We start from the raw sequence: 20,944 nt of genomic DNA, 5'->3' as shown, positions 1-20,944 counted from the left end.
TATGTAGTTCATACGAGAATCAGCTTTCCTGGCTTAGCGGCGTTTCATGCAGGTAGATCCATTGGGCGTTGTGGTGATGCATGCTTATGATCGCCACCGAAACCCGTGAGCTTTCGCGCTGGCCGAGGCGATGGGTTTCCTTGTAGCGAATCGCCACGCTGTTGCCTTCCTGCCAGACCGTCTGCAGATCGCTGATGACGATCTCCAGGCCTGGCTTGGCGCCGACTGCACCTTTAAACATCTGTTCGACCGTCGCCCGGCTGACAATGGCGGCCGAGGTGGTGACCATGGTGAAGTCCTCGGCAAAGGCCGATATCAGTGGTTCAAGCGTGGCCTGCCCCTTACCGTTTGCGTCGGTGAACAGGGTGTGGATCAGCTCGTGCACGTGATGAATGCTGTGGTGCGCCTGTTCAACTATTTTGTTGTGCATGACAGTCCTTTTGAGTGTTCAACTGACTCAGTTGAAAGAGTGGGAACAGGCCCACCAGCGCGGCGATGGCAAAGGTCACGTGGTAGGCCTGGGTGGTATCGAAATGCTTCAAGAGCAGGTTGAAAACCATCAGGAAGAGGGCAGCGCCGATGCTGAATGACATCTGTCGGTTGATGTTCCAGATGACACTGGCCTTGTGGGTGTCATTGCCCTTGAAGTCCATCAGCGACGTGGTTTGTGCTGTGTTGACACCGATGCCGCCGCCGATCCCCATCAAGCTGTAGGCGATGACGATCACCAGAAAGTCAGAGGGATCGTTCACCAGTAACAGAGTGGCGATGCCGGCGCTGTGCAAGAGCATGCCGAGGGCAAACAGCCGCTTGGCGCCCATCCGGTTATAGACCCGGCCACAGATCAGCATCGCGATGAACGCGCCGATGGCGTAGAGGATCATGAACATCCCTGTCAGTCGGGCGCTGAAGCGCAGGGTGTTTTGCAGGAAGAAGAGGCTAATCAAGTTGACCCCCGTGAATACACCGGGAATCGCGTAATAGATCAAGATGGAGGTGCTGAGTTTTTTGCTTTTGAGCAGGCTCAGTTCAATGATCGGTTTTTTGCATGTGCGGTAGTGCAGCCCGTACAGCACGACGAAAGCAACGCCGGCCATCACGAAGAGGGCGGCCACCCATGCCGGAGCGTCGCCGCCATACAAAGACATGCCCATCAGCAGGCTGCCGAGTGCCGCGCTGACCAGCAGCAAGCCCTTGATGTCGGGCCGGGGCAAACTCGTCGACCGCGCTTCGTTGATCCAGGACCAGGACAGCAATGCCGCGATCAGCGAGAACGGGATGTTGCTGTAAAACACCCAGCGCCAGGAGCTGCTGTCGACGATGATGCCGCCGATGGTCGGTGAAATGGCGGGCGCAATCAGGGCAACGGCCATGACCAACGTGGATACTTTCGCCCGCTGCTCGCCCTTGAACAGGTTGAACGTCAGTGCCTGTCCGACAGGAATCAACAGGCCGCCGCCAATCCCCTGGACGAAGCGCCAGATCACCAGCTCGTTGAAACTGTTGGCCAGCCCACACATCCACACGGAGGCTGTAAACACGATCATCGAGGTGGTGAGGATTTCCCGACTGCCAAAACGACCGGCCAACCAGGTGCTGACCGGAATGATCAGTGTCAGCCCCAGAATATAAGCGTTAGCCACCCAGGCAACGTCTGAAGTACTAACGTGCAGCGCTGCCGATATACTCGGTAATGCGACTGCTGACATAAAGACGTTAATGCAGTCTATAAAAAAGCCGATCAGAAATATCAGTGCAACTTTGTAGCGATAGGTCATGTTGTTTCCCCTTTGCCGCAAAGCATAAGGGGGGTGGACTTGAACTGTCGATACGACTATCCTTGAAACAATGTTTGACGGGATTTAACAGTGAGCCATATTTCTATGCACACTCATCTTAATCGGGTCCAGACATTCTTGGCCGTGGTCGATTTTGGTTCTTACACCAAGGCTGCCAATTACCTGAACATCAGCAAGGCCATGGCCAGCCTGCATGTCAAGGCGCTGGAGGAAGTGCTGTCAGCGACGTTGTTGATTAGAAATACCCGAAATATATCCCTCACCGAAATCGGTCAGGACTTTTATGAAGAATTCAAAGGTATTGTCGCGGACATCGATAACGCTTTCGACAATATATTAAAAGGGCGTAATCGGGTGTCCGGAAAGTTGCGCTTCAGTTCCACCGGCGAATACGGCGAGGCCTATATTCTTCCATTGATACCGCAATTTATAGAGCGCTATCCGGAAATAAAACTCTGTTATAACTTCAACTCGTCACTCAATGATCTGGTGGCGGAAAAGTTAGACTTGGTAATCCGTTTGGGCAATTTGGCGGACTCGGCTTTCAAGAGCCGTAAACTGGCGGATTATGAAATTGTCCTGGTGGCTACCGAGACGTTTCTTGCACGTCACCCGGTGCAGAATCCTCAGGACCTGAATTCGGTGCCGTGGATCGCCAACAGCAACCTGCAGGCACCGACCCAGTGGACGTTGCGCCATCCGCACTTGGGGACTGTCGAGATCAACGGGATCAATCAGTTTGAATCCAACTCTTCCACGGCCATCCGCTCCATGACGTTGTCGTCGCTAGGCGTCTCGGTGCTGCCCGCCTGGGTGATCAAGGACGATATCGCCAGCGAGCGGCTGATCCGGTTGTTGCCCGACTATTCGCTGCCCTCGCAGTCCGTCAACGTGGTGTTTCCCAACAGCCCGCATTTGCCCCACAAATCGAGGGCATTCATCGATTTCCTGTTGCTACATCTGGCGCAGTAAGCACCAAATAAAAGGTTCTTCACGCATTCCCGGGAAACTGTAGGAGCCGGCTTGCCGGCGATGGACTCAAGTGCGCCGCGTATATCCGGTTTACGCGCGTTATCGTTAACAGCCATCTGTGCTGTTCAGCCTGTTGGGGCCTAAACGGCTTGCGCAAAGGTTGAGCGAGATGACGGGTGTGATCAGGACCATCGCCGAGGGTGAGGGCAACCTTCGTCAACGTCTGGACACCACGCGAATGGCCAACGATGAGACCGGTGACATGGGGCGCTGGATCAACAGCTTCATCGATAATCTGGACTCGGTTGTCGGGCAAGTGGTGAAGGCCAGTCGCACCGTCGGTGCCACCAACCAGATGATGTTGGGGCGCAGCCAGGAGGCTGGCGTCACTTCGGCCGAGGTGGCCGACGCGGTGCATCACATGATGATTATCGTTGAAGACCAATTGGGTGAGATCCAGCAGGCCTCTGCCAGCGCCGAGCAAATGAAGCAGGCAATGGACGAGGTCGTCACCCGTGCCCGCGAGCAGTTTCTCGCTGTGCAGGCAGGCACCCAGTCGATTCGGGATGTGGTCGAACGCTCTTCTTCAAGCGTGCAGTTGCTCGACAGCCGCATGACGCACATCGGCAACATTACCGGCCTGATCAGTGACATCACCAACCAGACCAATCTGTTGGCCCTCAATGCCGCCATCGAGGCCGCGCGCGCCGGCGAACATGGGCGAGGTTTTGCGGTGGTTGCCGATGAGGTACGCAGTCTCGCCTCACGCACCTCTCGGGCTGCCGATGATATTCGACAGATGGTCGAGGGCTTGCAGAACGAAACGCAAACCGCCGTCAGCTTCATGAAGGAGGGCGTCAAGGACGTCGATAACAGCTTGCGCCTGGCCGAAGATGCCTCCTCGGAAAACGTGCAGTTGCATCAAGCGGTGGAAAGTATGTTTGCGATCATTCAGCAGCTCAACAAACGCAGCCTCGATTACGGCAAGACGATCAAGCAGGTCGACCAGTCTTCCGCGCAAATGCGTCAGACGGTGGTGGTGTTGCAAGGCAGTGCCGAGACCGTGAGGCTCAATGCCAATAAACTGCAAAAACTGGTGGGGCAGTTTGAGGTGAGCAACAACAGCAACGCACGCGTGGCGGCTGCTTGAAAAGGCAGGCGAGGGCGGGGTGACCATGACGGTAGCCCGCATTTTCGAAGGGAACATGCACCGGCAGGTTTGACAGGCGACGCTAGCCTTTGCCTCCGCTGACACTACTGCCGCCACTACCGCTGCCACTGCCGCTATTGTTGACCTTGACCTGCGGCCCGACGCCATCTCCGGTACGGAATGTCGGTAACGCAACCGAGTTGACGAATTTCACGCCGTCCCAGCTGGGTAATGGCGTGGGCATCAACTGGAACTGGCCCGGGTGCTCGGAGTCCCAGCGCAGCAGCATCGACGTGTCCTCATGCTGTGTGTTGTGGCAGTGCTCCATGTAGGTACCGACAAATTCACGGATGCGCATGGCTATTTCGACATTGTCGAGGCTGTCAGGATCGGAACCTATGCGGTAGACATCCTTGCGCGCCCATTTTTCCCATTCTGGTGGTTTTTTGCCACCTCGACTGAGAATGATCCCTTCCTCGAAATGCACATGCACCGGGTGAGTCCAGCCATTGCCGCCGTTCTGGATCTTCCAGATTTCCAGCGTGCCTTCACCCTTGAACCCAGCCGGTGTCGGGCCGTTGGCCAGTTGTGGCGCAGCGGAAATCCGGCGCGGGTCCATGTTGAAGCCTGGGCCGCCATCGGTCTTGATCGTCCAGGGCGTTAGATCCGTGCCATCGGAGCGGCCAAAGATAAAGGTGCGGTGCCGCGCCTGGGCAAGTCGGGCGATATCGGCAGGGTCATCACGGTGCAAGGGCAGCGGGATCATGACCTTGCCCTCGGGCTTGCCAGGCTTGGCGGGCTCGAAGTCGGCCGGATTCATGCTGACATCCTGGCCGGCGTAAGGCTGGACGTTCAGTTGCATGAACGCGCCCACGCCCGGGTCGCCGTTGATCCACTGTGGCCCGTGGCTGGTTTGCCTGACGACGGGCAGGTACCTCCCGGAAAGTACATCGGCCAACGGAACGTCACGCTTTGGAAGCTTGCCGTTTTCATGCTCCTCGAGGTTGACGAAGAAAATCTTGTCGCCCGGCTTGATGCCGTTCTTCGCGAAGTCGACGACGATGTCATAGCGCTCGGCTACGCCCAGCATCGGCAGGATGGCATTGTTGTCCTGTTTGTCGCCGTCGCCATCGAGGTCCAGGCTGCCATCGAACGGCACAGCGTGCTCCATGATATTGCCGTCGTTGGCAATCATGTGGAACGGCACCCGGTTATATGAAACCCCGGAGTTGTTCGGGCCGGGAAACTCGCCGCCATTACCATTGACCTGTCGCACCAGCGCCAGCTTGAAGAAGCGAGAAACCGATCCGTCGAGAATCCGGAAACGGTAGCGGCGGGCACGTACGTCCAGGAAGGGCTTGTACTCCCAGTTGGTCAGCACCTGGTCACCGAGAAAACCGTCGGTGTTGAAGGGGTTGAACCACAACTGGCCGGCCTGGTCCCAGGCCTTGTCGGCGATCGTCAGGTTGATGTCGTAGTCGCGGTTACCCCAACCGAGCCCCGAGCCGCTGGGCAAGCGCAGGTTGACCCCGTCGTCGACCGACTCGTTGCCACGGTCCACGGCGCTGTAGTAGTTCATCATCGTCGCATTGCCTTTGTAGACGTTCTGCGCGGTGAAATCGAGCATGTGGTCGTGGAACCAGTGGGTGCTCATGGTTTCGCGCCAGTCGCCACGGATCTTGATGGTGCCGTGGTCGCAGGTCTTGAAGCCGGGGCTGGCGTCGTTGACGAAAATCTTTTCACCGGGGTCGCACGGGAATGCGGCCCGTGGGTCTTCGGCCTTGGTATTGATGGTGTCGTAACCGGCCAACTGGATCGGCCAGCGATAGTCGTAGTACTGGCCCGGGAAGAAGAACGCGTTGGTAAAACCGTCGCTTTCCGCGGGCGCGTGTCCGTTGTGTTCATGGGTGCTCAAGGTGTGCAGGCCAAAGCCCCGGTTCGCCGATGGGTCAATGGGCAAGGCATCGTAATGACGCATCAGCATCGCCTGGCCATAGCGCACCAAGAGCAGTTTGGGTGGGAAGGTGCCATCGAACGTCCACAACGCATTGTGGTCCTGGACAGGGAAGTTGGGGTGAAACTGCACCAGAATGCCCTTGGTCGTGCCCTCGTTGTCCGGGCTGCCGTCGGTGTTGTGATAGAGCCCGCCTGGCGCGAATTCCCCCACGGCGTAGTTATGCCGTTGCATGCGATCACGCAAGCCGCTGTTGACGTGCGCGCCGGCTTGCACGGTCTTGAAGGCGTCGCGCGGGAGAAACTCATTGTAACGCTGGTGCGACCAGCCTTTTCCCGGGGGCCGGCCTTCTGCGGGCGAATCGACCCGACGATTGAGGAAGTCCTCGATCTGCGCCTTCCAGGGGTTGCGGTCCAGCACATTGGAGAACTCTGTCGGGAAGGGCGTCAATGCGGGCTGCCGGAGAAAGGCATCCAGCGCCGTCGGCGACGGGCCGCTACGCGCCACCTTCAATGGATCTTGCGCCGGTGCGGGACCTACCGTCGGGACCGGAAACGGAACGGGTGAGGGTGGGTCGGTCGGATCCAGTTTGTTCGAGCCGAACTCTTCGAAAAGTTCGAGCTTCTGTGTGAACGGTAGAGCCCCGAATACCGGGCTGGCATTACCGTTAGAGGGGATGTTGAAGCTGGTTTGCAGATTGGGTGGCAGCACATTGTCGGCCAAGGGGGTCTTGCGGTTACCGCCGACTCCATTGGGTAAGTCGAAAGCGCCGACGTTTGCGGGAGGCTGCTTTTGCAAGTCCCTCAATGCGGCATTGGGGTCGGCGGGCGGATTGGTGAACGCCGATGGGTCGGTAGGTGGCGGTGGATCGGTGTTGTCGAGGGGGACTGCCTGGGCCTGGGACAAGCCCAACCCGAACATGATCGCGGCAGCAGAGATACTCAGCGCCAGCCTGGTTTTGAACAATGGACTAGGGTTCGACCTTGCGGTATCTAGTTTCATCGCAAACACCTCTGACGGGTTCCTCGAAGCGCGTGGCGAAGCATGGACAACGAGCCACTGCTTCTAGCCCAACGTGCGAAATGTTTTATTTCGAGCCGGGATGGGAGCGATGCAAGTCTCCTACCAGAAGTGACAGGTGGTGACTATGGCTCAATGCCACGCCGCCCCCGTGTCTGCTGGCGTTTAGCGTGCGTAAGAGAAGCCAGGGTGAAAGCCCCGATGACGGGGAATAATCCCCAATACAGGGTGCGATTTTGGGAGTGTTTGGGCCAGGAAAAGTGGCCATTTCCTGACTGTTTCGATGGCGGCTTCTGGACGCACGACATCAACGGTGGATCGCCGCCACGGTCCGCAAAAGAAACCGCGGCGACCGATCGATCAGGCGGCGGGGAGCAGGCCTTTCTGTTTGGCGACATGCGTCGCCAGTGCGTCCATCAGGTCCGGGGACAGGCAGTCGTAGGGTTCCAGGCCGATCGAGCGCAAGCGCTCGCGGATGGCCTTCATTTGCGCAGGCGGTGTGCCGGTTTCGATGATGGAGGACACGAACGCGGCGAATCCCGGCGCAGCCCATCCGCGCTGTGGCGAAAGCTCGGTATGGACGAAGTCCAGGCCATAAAACGCATGGTCCTTGTTCTCGATGCGCCCAAAGAGATGGGCGTGACATTGCTTGCAGGCGTGGCGCTGGATGGTGGCGGATTCGTCGACAATCGCCAGTTTTTCGCCGTGGGCAATGACGCTGACCTTATCTCGAGGCACCACGGCGATGACGGCGAATGTGGCGTTTTGTGGTTTCCAGCATTTGCTGCAGCCGCAGGCGTGGTTATGCAGGGTTTGTGCGTCGATCTTGACCTCGACCTTGTCGGTCGCACACAGGCATTGCAGGGTGCCACCGGTGAAATTCGCGGCGGCGGGTTGGAGCCCGTTGTCCAGTGCAGGGTGAAGTTGCAAGGTGCTCATGCTGGCGTCTCCGTTTCAGGGGGGCAGACAAAAGTGCCTGGGGCCATGTCCCAGACCGGTCGGTTACCCTGATAAAGAATAGTCTGCGATGACGCCTTGAGCGCGGCCAGGGCCGGCGCACGGGCGGGTCTGCCGACGCTCGATCAAATGAATGCGCTACGCAGGCTCTGGATCACTTCGCCAATGGAGGGGCCTTGAGTCTTTGGTGGTGTTGGGTTTTCAGCAAATTCTCGCCAGATAAACAACGTCAGCTCTGCACCGTCAGTTGAAGAGAGCGCGTTTTCAGCATAGGCAAAGGTTTCAAGTTGCCGATAGCGGGCATCGTTCCAGAAGAGGTCTTCGACCCAGTCATAGACCGGTATGAAATGGAAGTGGATGGGCCAGCCCGGATCATGACCAAAGCGCCCGATGTAGAGGCGCTTGGGCAGCAGTTGCTGTTCGATTGCCTGCTGAGTCCTGGCGAGCAGGACTCCCAGTTCTGCAAGCGCAGCAGACGATAGTTCGGCCAGCGATGAAGTGTGCATTTTCGTCGCTAACATCAGATAGCCGGGAAGCGCGCTGGCCAGATGGTGGTTGATGATCCAGTGGTCGGTTTCATGAATGATGAACTGCGGGGCAATTTCCATATGCCGTATGTCCTGGGTGATTGACACGCCAGAATAGCAACGTCACTTCACAATGTCCGCGCCTGCCAATCGCGCAGCCACTGCAGCCCCTCGGACGTATCCCCGCGCGGCCTGTACTCGCAACCCACCCAGCCGTCGTAACCCAACTGATCGATCAGCTCGAACAGGTAGGGGTAATTCAACTCGTTGTTCAAGTCCGGTTCGTGGCGATCCGGCACGCCCGCGATCTGGATATGGCCGATGCCGGCGAAATCCCGTCGCAGCTTCGTCGCTACGTCGCCCTCGACGATCTGGCAATGGTAGACGTCGAACTGGACTTTGAGGTTGGCCTGGCCGACCGCTTTGCAGATGGCCTGGGCCTGGTGCTGGTGGTTGAGGAAAAACCCCGGCATGTCGCGGGTATTGATCGGTTCCAGCAAGACGGTGATGCCAGCCTTGGCGGCTTGTGTCGCCGCGTGGCTGAGGTTTTCCAGGTAGGTTTGCTGGTGCCGGGCGCGATCCGCTTCGTTCGCCAGCAGCCCGGCCATGACGTGAATGCGCTCGTTGCCCAGTACTGCCGCGTATTCCAGGGCCTGGTCGAAACCTGCGCGAAACTCCGCTTCACGGCCTGGCAAGGACACGGTGCCTTTTTCGCCTGCGGCGATATTGCCAGGCGGGGCGTTGAACAGGGCCTGGACCAGGCCATTGTCGTCGAGCCGCTGTTTCAATTGCTGCGCGCTGTAGTCGTAGGGGAACATGTATTCCACGGCCTGGAAACCATCGGCGGCGGCTGCGGCGAAACGGTCGAGAAAAACATGTTCGGGGTAGAGCATGCTGAGGTTGGCAGCGAAACGAGGCATGAAGATTCCTTCGGTCAAAGTATCAATCTGTGGGTTACCACTGGACACCAAAGGCCTGGTGCAATTCATCCAGCGCCGCCTGGTGCAACGGGGTCGGTCGTGGATGGCTCATCAGCCACAGGCGTGCGGTTTCTTCCAGCTCTTCCAGGGCATAGCTGGCCTTGGACACCGAGCTTTCCCAGACCACCGGGCCCAGGCGTTCAAGCATCACGCCGCGCACTTGGTTGGCCAGTTGCGCGACACGTTCGGCCACTTTCGGTGAGCCGGGACGCTCATAGGCGATCAGCGGGATGTGCCCGACCTTCATCACCTGATAGGGGGTCAGCGGCGGCAGGATGTCATCCTCATGCCAGACCCCGGCCAGCGTCAATGCCACCAGGTGGGTCGAGTGGGTGTGTACCACGCCGCCAACCCCCGGGTTGCGATCGTAGACCTGGCGGTGCAGGGCCAGGGTCTTTGACGGTTTGTCGCCGCTGACCCATTCCCCCGCCAGGCTGACCTTGGCAATCGCGGCCGGGTCGAGGCGTCCCAGGCACGCGTCCGTGGGTGTGATCAGCCAGCCATCCTCCAGCCGGGCGCTGATGTTGCCGGCGCTGCCCACCGTGTAGCCACGGGCATACAAGGAAGCGCCGACCTCACAGATCTCTTCACGCAAGGCGTTTTCGTTGTTCTTGCCGGTGCTCATGCCGGTGCTCCTGCCAGTGCCAGTTGCTTGAGGGCCTTGTCGAAGAAGTCCGCGCCACCGAAATTGCCCGACTTGAGGGCCAGGGCCAGCGGTTCCCCGGGCATGCTGACGCAAGCGGGTACCCCCGGGTCGATTTGTGCGCCGATCTGCAACAGTTGGATGTTCAGTGCCTGGACCACGGCCCCCGAGGTTTCCCCCCCGGCGACCACGAAGCGCCGCACATCTGTGTCGCGCAGCCTGCTGGCGATCTGGCCCAAGGCCTGCTCGACCAGATGCCCGGCGCGTTCGGCGCCCAATTCACGTTGTACCGCCTTGACCTCATCCGGGGTGCTGGTGGCGTAGATCAGCACTGTTTGCGCATGGTCGGCGACAAAGGCCAGGGCCTCTTCGATGACCGGTTGTCCTGCCGCCAGGGCCAGCGGGTCGACACGAAAGGCCGGGCGACCTGCCTGCAGCCAGGTCGCGACCTGAGCATTGGTGGCCTGCGAAGCGCTGCCGGCGAGCACCACTTCACCGCCTTCGACCGCAGGCACGTGGGCGGCGTCCAGGTCGCGCAACTTGCCGGCTCGACGAAAGTTGTCCGGCAAGCCCAGCGCCAGTCCGGAACCGCCGGTGAGCAGCGCCAGGTCGGCGCAGGCTTCGCCCAGCACATGGAGATCGGCATCGGACACGGCATCGGCGACGGCCATGCGGACCCCGTCGGCGCGAAGCCGGGCGATGCGCGCTCGAATGCTCTCGACGCCCCCGGACACGCTGTCATGGCGCAACAGGCCGACCTTGCCCCGGGTCTGCGCTTGCAGCACGCGAACCAGGTTGGCGTCAGTCATCGGCGTCAGCGGGTGATGCTGCATGCCCGACTCGCTGAGCAATTGGTCCTGTACGAACAAATGCCCGCGAAAGACCGTGCGACCGTTTTCCGGGAAGGCCGGACAGGCGAGGGTGAAATCGCTGTCCAGAGCCTCGAGCAAGGCTTCGCTGACCTGGCCGATATTGCCGGCCGGGGTAGAGTCGAAGGTCGAGCAGTATTTGAAGAAAATCTGTTCGCAGCCACGCTCACGCAGCCAGCGCAACGCTTCGAGCGATTCCTTCACGGCATCAATGGCCGGCACGGTCCGCGACTTCAGGGCGATGACGATAGCGTCGGCGTCGAGCTGGCCGGCGACATCGGCAGCGGGTATGCCGATGCTCTGGACGGTGCGCATGCCGCCGCGCACCAGCATGTTGGCAAGGTCGGTGGCACCGGTGAAATCGTCGGCGATGCAGCCCAGCAGCGGCCGGGCAGGGGCATTCGACATGTTGAACTCCTCAATCCGGTTTAGCCGGGCAGGTACTCATTGATGAACTGCTCGATCACATCGGTGAAGTTTTCATCCGCGGTGAAGCCAAGGTCCCGAGAGTAGGTGGCGCAGAATGCGCCTGGCCAGGAGCCGACGATGCGCTCGATCGCCGGATTGCGTTCCATGCGAATCAGTCCAGCCACGTCCGCGCCTGCCGTCTGGCGCAGGGCGTCGATCATGCGTTCGACGGTAATCGACAGGCCCGGCATGTTGATCACCCGACCTTCAGTCATTTGCTCGGCGGACAGTTCATGGCCATGGATCAGGTTGCGAATCGCCTGCGCTGGCGACATCAGCCAGAGCCGGGTATCGAGCGGTACCGGGCATACGCTGGGTTGGCCGTTGAGCGGTTCGCGGATGATCCCGCTGGCAAAGCTGGAAGCGGCCAGGTTGGGCTTGCCCGGGCGTACCACGATGGTCGGCATGCGCAGGCTGCGGCCATCGACGAACGCACGCCGGCTGTAGTCGGCGAGCAGCAGGTCGTTCATGGCTTTTTGCGTGCCATAGGAACTCTGCGGCGCCCAGACCTGATCGTCGCGGACACGTTCCGGCAACTGCCCGCCGAACACCGCAACCGAACTGGTCATCACCCATTTCGGGCAGGTGCCGAGCGTGCGAACGCGTTCGAGCATGTTCTGGGTCGCGGTGAAGTTGATGCGCATGCCCAGTTCGAAGTCGGCTTCAGCCTGGCTGGAAACCACTGCGGCCAGGTGGAAGATGCTGTCGGTGCTGGCATCGATCAGGCGCTCCAGCACTTCAGGGTCGGCGATATCGCCACACACCACCTTGACCCGGGGATCGTCGATCCCTGTGAGTTCGACCATGTCGAAGGCGACGATTTGCCCGATGGGCCGGGACTCACCAGTACGGTCGGTGAGCGAGCCACGCAGCAACAGCGCTTCGATCAGGCGGCGGCCAAGGAAGCCGGCTGCACCGGTCACGAGAATATTCATGAGTTACTCCAAACGTCAGCGGTTGACGAGTTTTCCGGGAATTCTGAAGACCAGCAGGGCGCCGAGGAACAAGGCACTTGCCATCACATACATGCCGATCGTGGTGCTGTGGGTTGCGTCCTTGAGGAAACCCATCAGGTACGGCGAGACGAAGCCTGCGAGGTTGCCCCAGGAGTTGATCAGGGCAATGCCGGCTGCCGCCGCCGTGCCGCCGAGGAAGGCAGTCGGCAGGCTCCAGAACAGTGGCAGGGTGCTCATGGCCCCCATCGAACCCAGGGTCAGGCCGATCATCGAAACCGTGAAGTTGTCGCTCCAGGTGGCGGAGATGAACAGGCCGATACCGCCGAGCACGGCGGTCAGCGCCAGGTGCCAGCGCCGTTCGCGCAACCGGTCGGCGCTGCGCGATACCAGGATCATGGTCATGGCTGCTGCGGCGTAAGGGATGGCGGTGAGCATGCCGACCTGCAGGACATCGCTGACGCCGGCCTGGCGGATAAGGGTCGGCAACCAGAAACCGACGGTGTAGAAGCCGGCGATCATGCAGAAGTAGATGGCCGTCAGCAGCCAGATGCGCGGTTGCAGGAACACCTCTTTGAGGCTGTGTTTCTGGTGGCCGGCAGTTTCCGCGTCGATGCGCGTCTGCAGCAGGGTCTTCTCTTCCCGGGTCAGCCAGCCGGCACTGGAGATGCGGTCGCTGAGGCAGAAAATCACCAGGATACCGACGGCGATCGAGGGCAGTCCTTCGAGAAAGAACAGCCATTGCCAGCCGGCAAACCCGTGGGCACCGTTGAAGGCGCTCATGATCCAGCCGGACAAGGGCGCGCCGATCAGCCCGGACAGCGGCACGGCGGTGGCGAACAGGGCGTACATCTTGCCGCGGCGGTGGGTCGGGAACCAGTAGGACAGATAGAGGATGACACCCGGGTAGAACCCGGCCTCGGCGATCCCCAGCAGGAAGCGCATGATGTAGAAGGACATTGGCGTATTCACCAGTGCCATGGCCGAGGAGATGATGCCCCAGGTGATCATGATGCGTGCGATCCACAACCGCGCGCCGACACGATGCAGGATCAGGTTGCTGGGAATTTCCACGAGGAAGTAGGCAATGAAGAAAATCCCTGCGCCAAGGCCGTAGACCGCTTCGGAAAACTGTAGATCGTCGGACATCTGCAACTTGGCGAAACCGACGTTCACCCGGTCCAGATAGGCGACCAGGTAGCACAGCAACAACAGCGGCAGGATACGCCACGCCACTTTGCGGTACGCCAGATCCTCGAAGCGATCGGCGGGCACGGCGGCACCGGTTTGAATCACTGATTCAGTCATGTGTTTCCCCCATCCTTATTTTTGTAGTGGGTGACTTTGTTTTGTCGGATTACATGATGTGGCATTTTTTATCATAATACGTCATACGAATTCAACGCCTAAATCCAGAGAGGACGGCGGGTCTAAAATGCAGTACCGTTCACCGATTTGAGCCCAGAGATGCCTATGCCCATTCCTGACAAATCTTCCTGTAACACCGATGCGCTGGGTGTCCTGAAAGACTCCGCCAAGGGCACGCTGTCCGATCAGGTGACGGCGGCCCTCAAGGCCTTTATCGCCAGCGGCGAAGCGCTGCCGGGCGATCGCCTGCCCACCGAACCCGTGCTCTCGGAGCGTTTCGGGGTCAGCCGGACTGTCATCCGCGAGGCGATCTCGCGCCTCAAGTCAGCCGGCCTGGTCGAAGTCCGCCAGGGCAGCGGTACCGTGGTCAGCGAAGGTGCGCACATCAAGGCGTTCACGATTGATCTGGATGTCGGCGGGTCGATCGAGGCGGTCTTGAGGGTCACCGAACTGCGCCGCGGCATCGAAGGCGAGGCGGCGGCACTGGCGGCCCAGCGGCATTCACCGGCGCAGCTGGAAGCCATCCACCAGGCACTGAAGGCCATTGATGCCGCCGAGCTGGCGAGTCGCGACGGGGTGGAGGAAGACCTCGCGTTCCATCACTCGATTTCCCGGGCGACGGGCAATCCGCTGTACCCGTCGTTGCACGAATTCATCGCGCAATACATCAAGGAGGCGATCCGCATCACGCGCTCCAACGAGGAGCGCCGCCGGGATCTGGCCAAGACCGTGCGGGCCGAGCACTTTGCCGTGTACGCGGCCATCGCCGCACGTGACCCCGAAGGCGCGCGCCATGCGGCGCTCAACCATATCAATAATGCTGTCGAGCGGCTCAAGAGTGCCGACCCCTCGTTCTGGCAGAACCCGGGGGCGAGAAAGTCCTAGCATCCGCACATGGCCGGTATCGAGCATTTCGACCACCACCTCCTGGCCCGGGCAACACAGGCAACGCAATACCTGTAGGAGCCGGCTTGCTGGCGATGGACTCAAGTGCGCCGCGTTTATCCGGTTTATGCGCGTTATCGTTAACGACCATCGCTGGCAAGCCAGCTCCTATGTATGGACTCGCCCCCACTGTCTACCCGCTTTTGAAAAACCGCTGCCCCGTTGCATCTATGTATTAGGCCTATTCGTGGAAGCCGTCTTCGGCTTCTGGCCAAAATTGGAAAAGCTCGTGGTATGCCGATTACAGTCAGGCCTCGAAGGCCAGTAGGAGCTTAGGCATCAATCCACGCCGGTCTTACCTGGGGTCAATTTTTTTCAGCAGAGGGTCAGACGGTTAGTACCTCGGTGGCAGAACTCTGTCGCTCAGTGGCCCATCGTCGCTGGCTGGCCATCACCCGCGTGGCGACGATAAGTCTGGTCATTCTGTAGAAGCACCCAGACGATTCGCAGGTTGCGGTTGGCTAGCCTGATCGCAGCCTCCTTACGGCCCAACCGGCTCATCCAGTGCAACAAGCGGCGGTCATCGGGTTGCTGGGAATCAGGTCGTAGTTGTTGCAGCACCGCATGGGCCCCTGGATCATCAGGCTGCGTAAATAAGCATCACCGCGCTTGGTCATGCCCCCCAACCGGACCGTCTCCCCGCTGCTGTGCTGGTCAGGCACCATGCCAAAGTACGCGGCAAACTTGCGGGCATTGGGAAAGCGCTCAGGCTTGGTTTCCTTGGCCACCAGTGCCGTGGCAGTGACCGGGCCGATGCCGCGTACAGTCATTAGCCGCTTCGCCGTCATGTCAGCGTTGGCGGCCACTTCCAGGCGTCCCGTCAGTACGCTGATGCGCTCGCCCAAATGGCGCCACTCGGCCAACAGTTCGTCGATCAGCTCACGCAGCAGGCCCGGCACCGGCTGGGTGGCATCTTCCAGCACCCGCGGGATTTTCTGGCTGATCGCAACATCGCCCTGTGCCAAGGCTACGCCGTGCTCAAGCAGCAGGCCGCGCATCTGATTACTGAGGGCCGTGCGTCGACGCACATAGCCCTGGCGGGCACGATGCAACGCCTGCATTGCCAGCGCCGCAACGCTTTTGACCGGTACTGCGCAGATTTTTTCATCGCGATTGGCCCGCAGAATCGCCAGCGCATCGTTGCGATCATTTTTAGGCCCGCTGCGATGTGTGGCCACCAAACCGGCTGGAAGAATCCGCACCGGATTGCCTTGGTCTTGCAGCTGCCGGGCCCAGGCCTGGGCACCCGGACCGGTCTCCATCAAAACCACGACATGCGCCGGCAACTGTCGGAGAAAATCATAAAACGCCTCGCGCGACTTGATCCGCTGCTCGTAAAGCACCTGGCCGAGGATATCTTCACCGGCGACCTGAAAGACCTGTTTGGCCAGGTCGACCGCCAAGGTTGTGCAGGCCGACAAATCGGAAGAAGACACGGATTGATCAAACGAACTATGATTTTTCATGGACTCGCCCTCGCTGTCGTTGGCTGTTTAGACTGCCACCGTGGCGCATTGACGCCTCGGCTTGGGCGAGTCCATCCAATTACAAGGGACCGCGTCCGAGTCGAAATGATGTGAACGCCAAACTGTAGGAGCCGGCTTGCCGGCGATGGCCTCAAATGCGCCGCGGTTATCCAGGTCACACGCGTTATCGTTAACGACCATCGCTGGCAAGCCAGCTCCTACAAGAGACCGCGTCCGAGTCGAAATGAGGTGAACGCCAAACTGTAGGAGCCGGCTTGCCGGCGATGGCCTCAAATGCGCCGCGGTTATCCAGGTCACACGCGTTATCGTTGACGACCATCGCTGGCAAGCCAGCTCCTACAAGGGACCGCGTCCTGGCCCGGGAAACACGGGCAACGCAATACCTGTAGGAGCCGGCTTGCTGGCGATGGACTGAGGACGCGCCTCTGCCGTTCCGGTTTCGAGCTATGGCGCTACTTGCGACAAAGCATGAATGACATCCGCAGCCATCTTTTCAGCGCTGTTCATCCCGGCAATCCGTAAGACCGGAGCGGTTTGCTCTGATAGCCACGCCTCGTGCCACGCCCGGTTGCGTCCTGAAAAGTTCGCATCGTCATACTGCGAAGCCCATTCCCGAAAGGCCACATGTATCTCATGCATGTCACCACCCGGTGCTATCCGATCTCCAAAGCGCTCCTTTTCACGTGCGGCCAGCCGTTCAAGGCGAACGGGCGTTGGCGTTACAACGAACACAATCAGATCGACCTGAGTAATCAGCGCTTCTCCCCAGGCCATACAAGAACCGGTCAGCACCCAATCGTCGTCACCGAACTTTTGCTGGATCAATGAAACGCGCTCACCGGGAGGTCGCTTGGTCGTAAAAGGAGGGTTAGTGGGCATCCAGAAATAATCATCGACATCGACCTGTCGTACACCAAGCAGAGTTGCGACGTTTTGACCCAAAGTAGTCACGCCCGCACACGAAGCACCTGTAATGTAAATCCGCAATTTTTCCTCCATGAATACAAGCCGGTTTCGAGGCAGGCAAGATATCCCATACTCGGTTGGGTCTCAGTTTTTTCTGGGCTGTAAATGACCGTATATGGGCCGCTTCTGGGCCGAAAGCTGCCGACCATCAAGGGCGCTGCTACCGACCTGGAGTAGTCGGCGACCAGAATAATGGCAAATTAGTGGCTATGCTTGGTCTGCTGACGAAACTGATCAGGCAGTCCGGCAGGCTGCGCGGAAATGACCCGCAACGTTCGCCCCAGGCATGCTGGCCAAGTTCTGCACGCTCGTCAGAGGCGCAGAACGAGGCTGAAGAAATTGAAAGGAACAGAACATCTGGCAAAAGTGAATGCCGACATTCAGTTCTACACTGGAGAGCGAGGACAATCGTTGTCGGCACAAAAGGTTAACGGGTTTCCGAATACCGCTTCTATTGCTCAATTTAGAAGGATTATGTTTGGAGATTGTGAAATGGATTCTTTCAGGAATAAAAGCGCCGCACAGCAAGCCATACCCACCCTTTCAAATAAGCCGCGCTCGACCAAATGGCACCGCATGTACTTTTTTCTTGCGGGATTCGACGTGCTGGTTGTTGTGCTGAGCGTGCTATTGAATCACCTGATCGTCGATACCTATCACCGCTCCATCAAGGCAAACCAGTCGTGGGTCCAACAGCTGTCGAGCTATTCAACGCTGGGCAGCCTGGCTTCCACAGTCAATGCGCCGGGCAATAATGTGTTCGACACACATAATGTTGAAGCCGAATCGCGGAACATGAATGAAGCCTTGCGCGCCTTCAACGAGCATTTGGCTATGACCAAAAAACAGTTGGAAGTACGGATCGCCAATGAGGCTGAACACAGTGCAGATATCCAAGCCTTTATCCTTGCATTGAAGGATGAGGTGGCTGCAGTTGATGCCGCGATGGTCGAAATGGTGAACGAGGCCTTGCTGATCTTTTCCTACTTCAGGGAAGGGCAGTCGGATAATGCCGGCAAACGCATGGCAACGATGGACAGGAAGTTTGCCCTGGTGCTCGCCTCACTCAGTACCGTGCGCGATCGCGTTGGCCTGGTTCAAAGCAAGCTTCTGGAGGAGGAGCTTGAGTCGGTCGAAGAACTGCGCCGGGTCGAATACGCGATCATGGTGTTCGTGCTACTGATGGTCAGTGCGGCCGTTATCTACGGAGGCAAGATCAGGCGCGAAATGGAGTCGCAAGCAGCCGAAAGGGAAGGTTATCTGGCAGTGCTGCGCGAAAGCGAGATGCAGGCCCGCCAGCAAGCATCGCTGCTGGACAAGGCCCAGGACGCCATTGTCGTTCATGGGATGGATAACCGCATCCTGTACTGGAACAAAAGTGCCGAGCGTCTCTACGGTCTGTCAAAGGAAGAGGCACTCGGCAAGTCGGCACAGGAGTTGATCTACCAGGGTAGCGCCGCTTTCAATGCGGCCACTAACAGCCTGATAGAAACGGGTGACTGGGCGGACGAAGTTACACTTCGACGCCGGGATGGCTGCACCATCACGTTCGAAAGTCATCGAACCCTGGTGCGAGACGATGAGGGCCAGCCGCAATCCGTTCTGTCGATCAATACTGACATCACCCACCGTAAGACCGCTGAGCAAGAAGTCCAGCGTTTGGCCTTCTACGATCAGTTGACCGGGCTGGCCAACAGGCGGCTCATGTTGGACCGGTTACAGCATCTGCTGGCGGGCAGCCCCCGTATCCTGCAGACGAGCGCGATCATTCTCATTGACCTGGATAACTTCAAGGCACTGAACGACACGCTGGGGCATGACAGAGGCGACATGTTGCTGCAGCAAGTTGCTCTGCGCCTTTGCGGCTGCATACGCGAGAGCGACACCGTGGCTCGCCTGGGCGGAGACGAGTTCGTCGTCCTGCTGGATGGCCTTAATGAGAATCCTCCAGAAGCAGCTATCCAGGCCAAGGCTATTGGCGAAAAAATTCTCAACGCTCTGAACATTTCCTACCAGCTGGATGGATATGAGCACCACAGCACCCCCAGCCTCGGCATTGCGCTGTTCCAGGGGCAGCTGAGCACAGTGGACGATATTATGAAGCGCGCTGACCTGGCGATGTATCGCGCCAAGGCGGCGGGCCGCAATACCATGCGCTTCTTCGATCCGCAAATGCAGGCGGTTGCCACGGCACGCGCCAGACTGGAAGTAGACTTGCGCCGAGGCTTGCAGGACAACGAATTCCTTCTTCATTACCAGCCGCAGGTGAATAGTGAGGGCCGTATCATTGGCGCAGAGGCACTGATGAGATGGCAGAATCCTGAGCGCGGAGTCGTGTTTCCAGGCGATTTCATTCCATTGGCAGAGGAAACGGGGTTGATTCTGCCGTTAGGCCGTTGGGCGCTGCAGGCAGCCTGCGCTCAGCTGGTTGCCTGGGCAAAGCATTCGCAAACCGCCCGACTGGGTATGGCTGTGAATGTCAGCGCCCGCCAGTTTCACCATCCGGACTTCGTCGAGGAGGTACTGCAAGTACTGAGACACACGGGGGCCGATCCGAAGAAATTGAAACTGGAACTGACCGAAGGCCTGCTGATAGAGGATATGGAAGGTACTGTCGCTAAAATGATCGAGTTGAAAGAGATCGGCATAGGCCTTTCGCTGGATGATTTCGGAACCGGCTACTCGTCACTGTCATACCTGAAGAGCCTTCCGCTGGATCAACTCAAGATCGACCAGTCGTTTATCAGAGATGTGCTGGTTGATCCCAGTGACGCCGCCATCGCCTGCGCGATTGTGAGCATGAGCCAGATATTGGGGCTTTCGGTGATTGCGGAAGGTGTGGAGACAGAAGCTCAGCGGACCTTTCTGCTCAAGCATGGCTGTCAGACCTACCAGGGCTTCCTGTTTTCCCCGCCACTGCCAGCCGAACAATTTGAGGCGTATGTTCACGAAAGATTAATGGCGAGCACTGATTTCCAGGACCAAGACTAAATCGCCATAACTTCGCAGGTGCCTGGCAACTTTGCAGAACCACACTTCATGGTTCTGCAAATCGCGCCCTTCGGACATCTTCATGAGTCACGTCGCAATGGAAAGTAAGGCAGCAATCGTTCGGTCTCTCTTCTGACCACGGCGTAGCATTCGCAACTCAGCGCCTCCAGCCGAGCCCTGTCGAGGATCTTGATGTGTCCCCGACTGTATTCGATAACACCCAGGCGCTGTAGCTTGCCGGCGGCGTCGGTCACGCCTTCCCGGCGTACACCCAGCATGTTGGCGATCAATTCCTGGGTCATGGTCAGTTCATTGCCTTGCAGGCGATCGAGCGACAACAGCAACCAGCGGCACAGTTGCTGGTCGATGGAGTGGTGGCGGTTGCACACCGCCGTCTGGGCCATTTGCGTGATCAGTGCCTGGGTGTAGCGCAGCATGAGCAGAAGCATCTCTTCATGGCGGTTGAACTCGTCCTTGAGCTGCTGGCCGGGTAACCGCAAAGCATGCCCGGCACTTTGCACAACGGCCCGACTCGGCGTGCTTTCACCGCCCATGAACACTGCAACACCGATCAAGCCTTCATTGCCGACAACTGAAATCTCGGCCGAGGCGCCGTTCTCCATCACATATAACAGCGACACGATCGCGTCGGTGGGGAAGTAGACATGCCGTAGAGCGCCACCGGACTCATAGAGCACTTTGCCAAGTGGCAGTTCGACCGGTTCGAGGTGGGGTAGCAGACGCTCCAGCGCTTGCGCGGGAAGCGCCGCCAGGAGGTAGTTCTGTTGTGGCTTGGGTACAGCAAACATATCAGCCACCGTTCAAGGGCGAATACCCTGATCGGGACAGGTTACTCCAAAGCGCACTATGCGGGGCAACGCACCGAAGCAAGCCC

At 59.0% G+C, this 20,944-nt stretch carries 15 protein-coding genes and 2 pseudogenes; 4 read left to right on the top strand and 13 right to left on the bottom strand.

Annotation, left to right across the window (positions count from 1 at the left end):
- Window positions 1-19: 19 nt before the first annotated feature.
- Together QMK54_RS18420 and QMK54_RS18415 are read right to left on the bottom strand one after the other, a co-directional pair.
- On the bottom strand, window positions 20-430 hold the full coding sequence (locus tag QMK54_RS18420; RefSeq protein WP_223590334.1) for a DUF4440 domain-containing protein: 411 nt from the start codon (window positions 428-430) through the stop codon (window positions 20-22).
- On the bottom strand, window positions 411-1,778 hold the full coding sequence (locus QMK54_RS18415; protein ID WP_320401067.1) for an MFS transporter: 1,368 nt from the start codon (window positions 1,776-1,778) through the stop codon (window positions 411-413). Before QMK54_RS18415 ends, QMK54_RS18420 begins: the two co-directional genes overlap by 20 nt.
- A gap of 105 nt (window positions 1,779-1,883) precedes the next feature.
- Between QMK54_RS18415 and QMK54_RS18410 the strand changes: the two genes are divergently transcribed.
- Both QMK54_RS18410 and QMK54_RS18405 read left to right on the top strand, forming a co-directional pair.
- Window positions 1,884-2,771 (top strand): LysR family transcriptional regulator, encoded by an 888-nt coding sequence (locus QMK54_RS18410; RefSeq protein ID WP_223590367.1) that lies wholly within the window; start codon window positions 1,884-1,886, stop codon window positions 2,769-2,771.
- Between the two features lie 169 nt (window positions 2,772-2,940).
- Window positions 2,941-3,921, top strand: coding sequence for a methyl-accepting chemotaxis protein (locus QMK54_RS18405; protein ID WP_413787339.1), 981 nt, complete (start codon window positions 2,941-2,943; stop codon window positions 3,919-3,921).
- Between the two features lie 82 nt (window positions 3,922-4,003).
- Here the strand turns inward: QMK54_RS18405 and QMK54_RS18400 are convergent, their stop codons facing one another.
- The 8 genes from QMK54_RS18400 to QMK54_RS18365 all read right to left on the bottom strand — a co-directional run bounded on the left by QMK54_RS18400 (window position 4,004) and on the right by QMK54_RS18365 (window position 13,600).
- Complete coding sequence (locus QMK54_RS18400; protein WP_320401066.1) at window positions 4,004-6,877, bottom strand: multicopper oxidase domain-containing protein; 2,874 nt, start codon at window positions 6,875-6,877, stop codon at window positions 4,004-4,006.
- 378 nt (window positions 6,878-7,255) lie between these two features.
- Window positions 7,256-7,834, bottom strand: a complete 579-nt coding sequence (gene gfa / locus QMK54_RS18395; protein ID WP_223590329.1) for an S-(hydroxymethyl)glutathione synthase — start codon at window positions 7,832-7,834, stop codon at window positions 7,256-7,258.
- Window positions 7,835-7,977: 143 nt separating this feature from the next.
- Window positions 7,978-8,460, bottom strand: a complete 483-nt coding sequence (locus QMK54_RS18390; protein ID WP_320401065.1) for an HIT family protein — start codon at window positions 8,458-8,460, stop codon at window positions 7,978-7,980.
- Between the two features lie 47 nt (window positions 8,461-8,507).
- Window positions 8,508-9,299 (bottom strand): 2-oxo-tetronate isomerase, encoded by a 792-nt coding sequence (gene otnI / locus QMK54_RS18385; protein ID WP_320401064.1) that lies wholly within the window; start codon window positions 9,297-9,299, stop codon window positions 8,508-8,510.
- 34 nt (window positions 9,300-9,333) lie between these two features.
- Entirely contained in the window at window positions 9,334-9,984 is a 651-nt protein-coding gene (locus QMK54_RS18380) for an aldolase (RefSeq protein WP_320401063.1), read from the bottom strand.
- Window positions 9,981-11,279 (bottom strand): 3-oxo-tetronate kinase, encoded by a 1,299-nt coding sequence (gene otnK, locus QMK54_RS18375; protein WP_320401062.1) that lies wholly within the window; start codon window positions 11,277-11,279, stop codon window positions 9,981-9,983. Before otnK ends, QMK54_RS18380 begins: the two co-directional genes overlap by 4 nt.
- Before the next feature lie 20 nt (window positions 11,280-11,299).
- Window positions 11,300-12,274, bottom strand: coding sequence for a D-erythronate dehydrogenase (gene denD / locus QMK54_RS18370; protein WP_320401061.1), 975 nt, complete (start codon window positions 12,272-12,274; stop codon window positions 11,300-11,302).
- Window positions 12,275-12,289: 15 nt separating this feature from the next.
- On the bottom strand, window positions 12,290-13,600 hold the full coding sequence (locus QMK54_RS18365; protein WP_110657791.1) for an MFS transporter: 1,311 nt from the start codon (window positions 13,598-13,600) through the stop codon (window positions 12,290-12,292).
- 159 nt (window positions 13,601-13,759) lie between these two features.
- Between QMK54_RS18365 and QMK54_RS18360 the strand changes: the two genes are divergently transcribed.
- Window positions 13,760-14,545: a FadR/GntR family transcriptional regulator gene (locus tag QMK54_RS18360; RefSeq protein ID WP_413787338.1), complete on the top strand. Its 786-nt coding sequence runs from the start codon at window positions 13,760-13,762 to the stop codon at window positions 14,543-14,545.
- Window positions 14,546-14,968: 423 nt separating this feature from the next.
- On the opposite strand, the pseudogene QMK54_RS18355 reads toward QMK54_RS18360, so the two are convergent.
- Window positions 14,969-16,026 (bottom strand): annotated as a pseudogene (locus tag QMK54_RS18355) (IS110 family transposase).
- 510 nt (window positions 16,027-16,536) lie between these two features.
- Window positions 16,537-17,079 carry an adenylate kinase gene (locus QMK54_RS18350; protein WP_320402930.1) on the bottom strand — a complete coding sequence of 181 codons (543 nt, stop codon included), beginning with the start codon at window positions 17,077-17,079 and terminating at the stop codon, window positions 16,537-16,539.
- Between the two features lie 471 nt (window positions 17,080-17,550).
- On the opposite strand from QMK54_RS18350, the pseudogene QMK54_RS18345 reads away from it, so the two are divergent.
- Window positions 17,551-20,059: pseudogene (locus QMK54_RS18345) on the top strand (putative bifunctional diguanylate cyclase/phosphodiesterase).
- A gap of 70 nt (window positions 20,060-20,129) precedes the next feature.
- Here QMK54_RS18345 and QMK54_RS18340 read toward each other — a convergent pair.
- The gene (locus tag QMK54_RS18340) at window positions 20,130-20,858 is read right to left on the bottom strand and encodes a Crp/Fnr family transcriptional regulator (RefSeq protein WP_223590300.1); all 729 of its coding nucleotides are present in this window, start codon (window positions 20,856-20,858) and stop codon (window positions 20,130-20,132) included.
- Window positions 20,859-20,944 lie beyond the last annotated feature (86 nt).

The sequence above is a fragment of the Pseudomonas sp. P5_109 genome (assembly GCF_034009455.1).
Classification (GTDB): domain Bacteria; phylum Pseudomonadota; class Gammaproteobacteria; order Pseudomonadales; family Pseudomonadaceae; genus Aquipseudomonas.
Note: the sequence above shows the minus strand (reverse complement) of the source record. Positions and strands in the feature narration are given on the sequence as shown.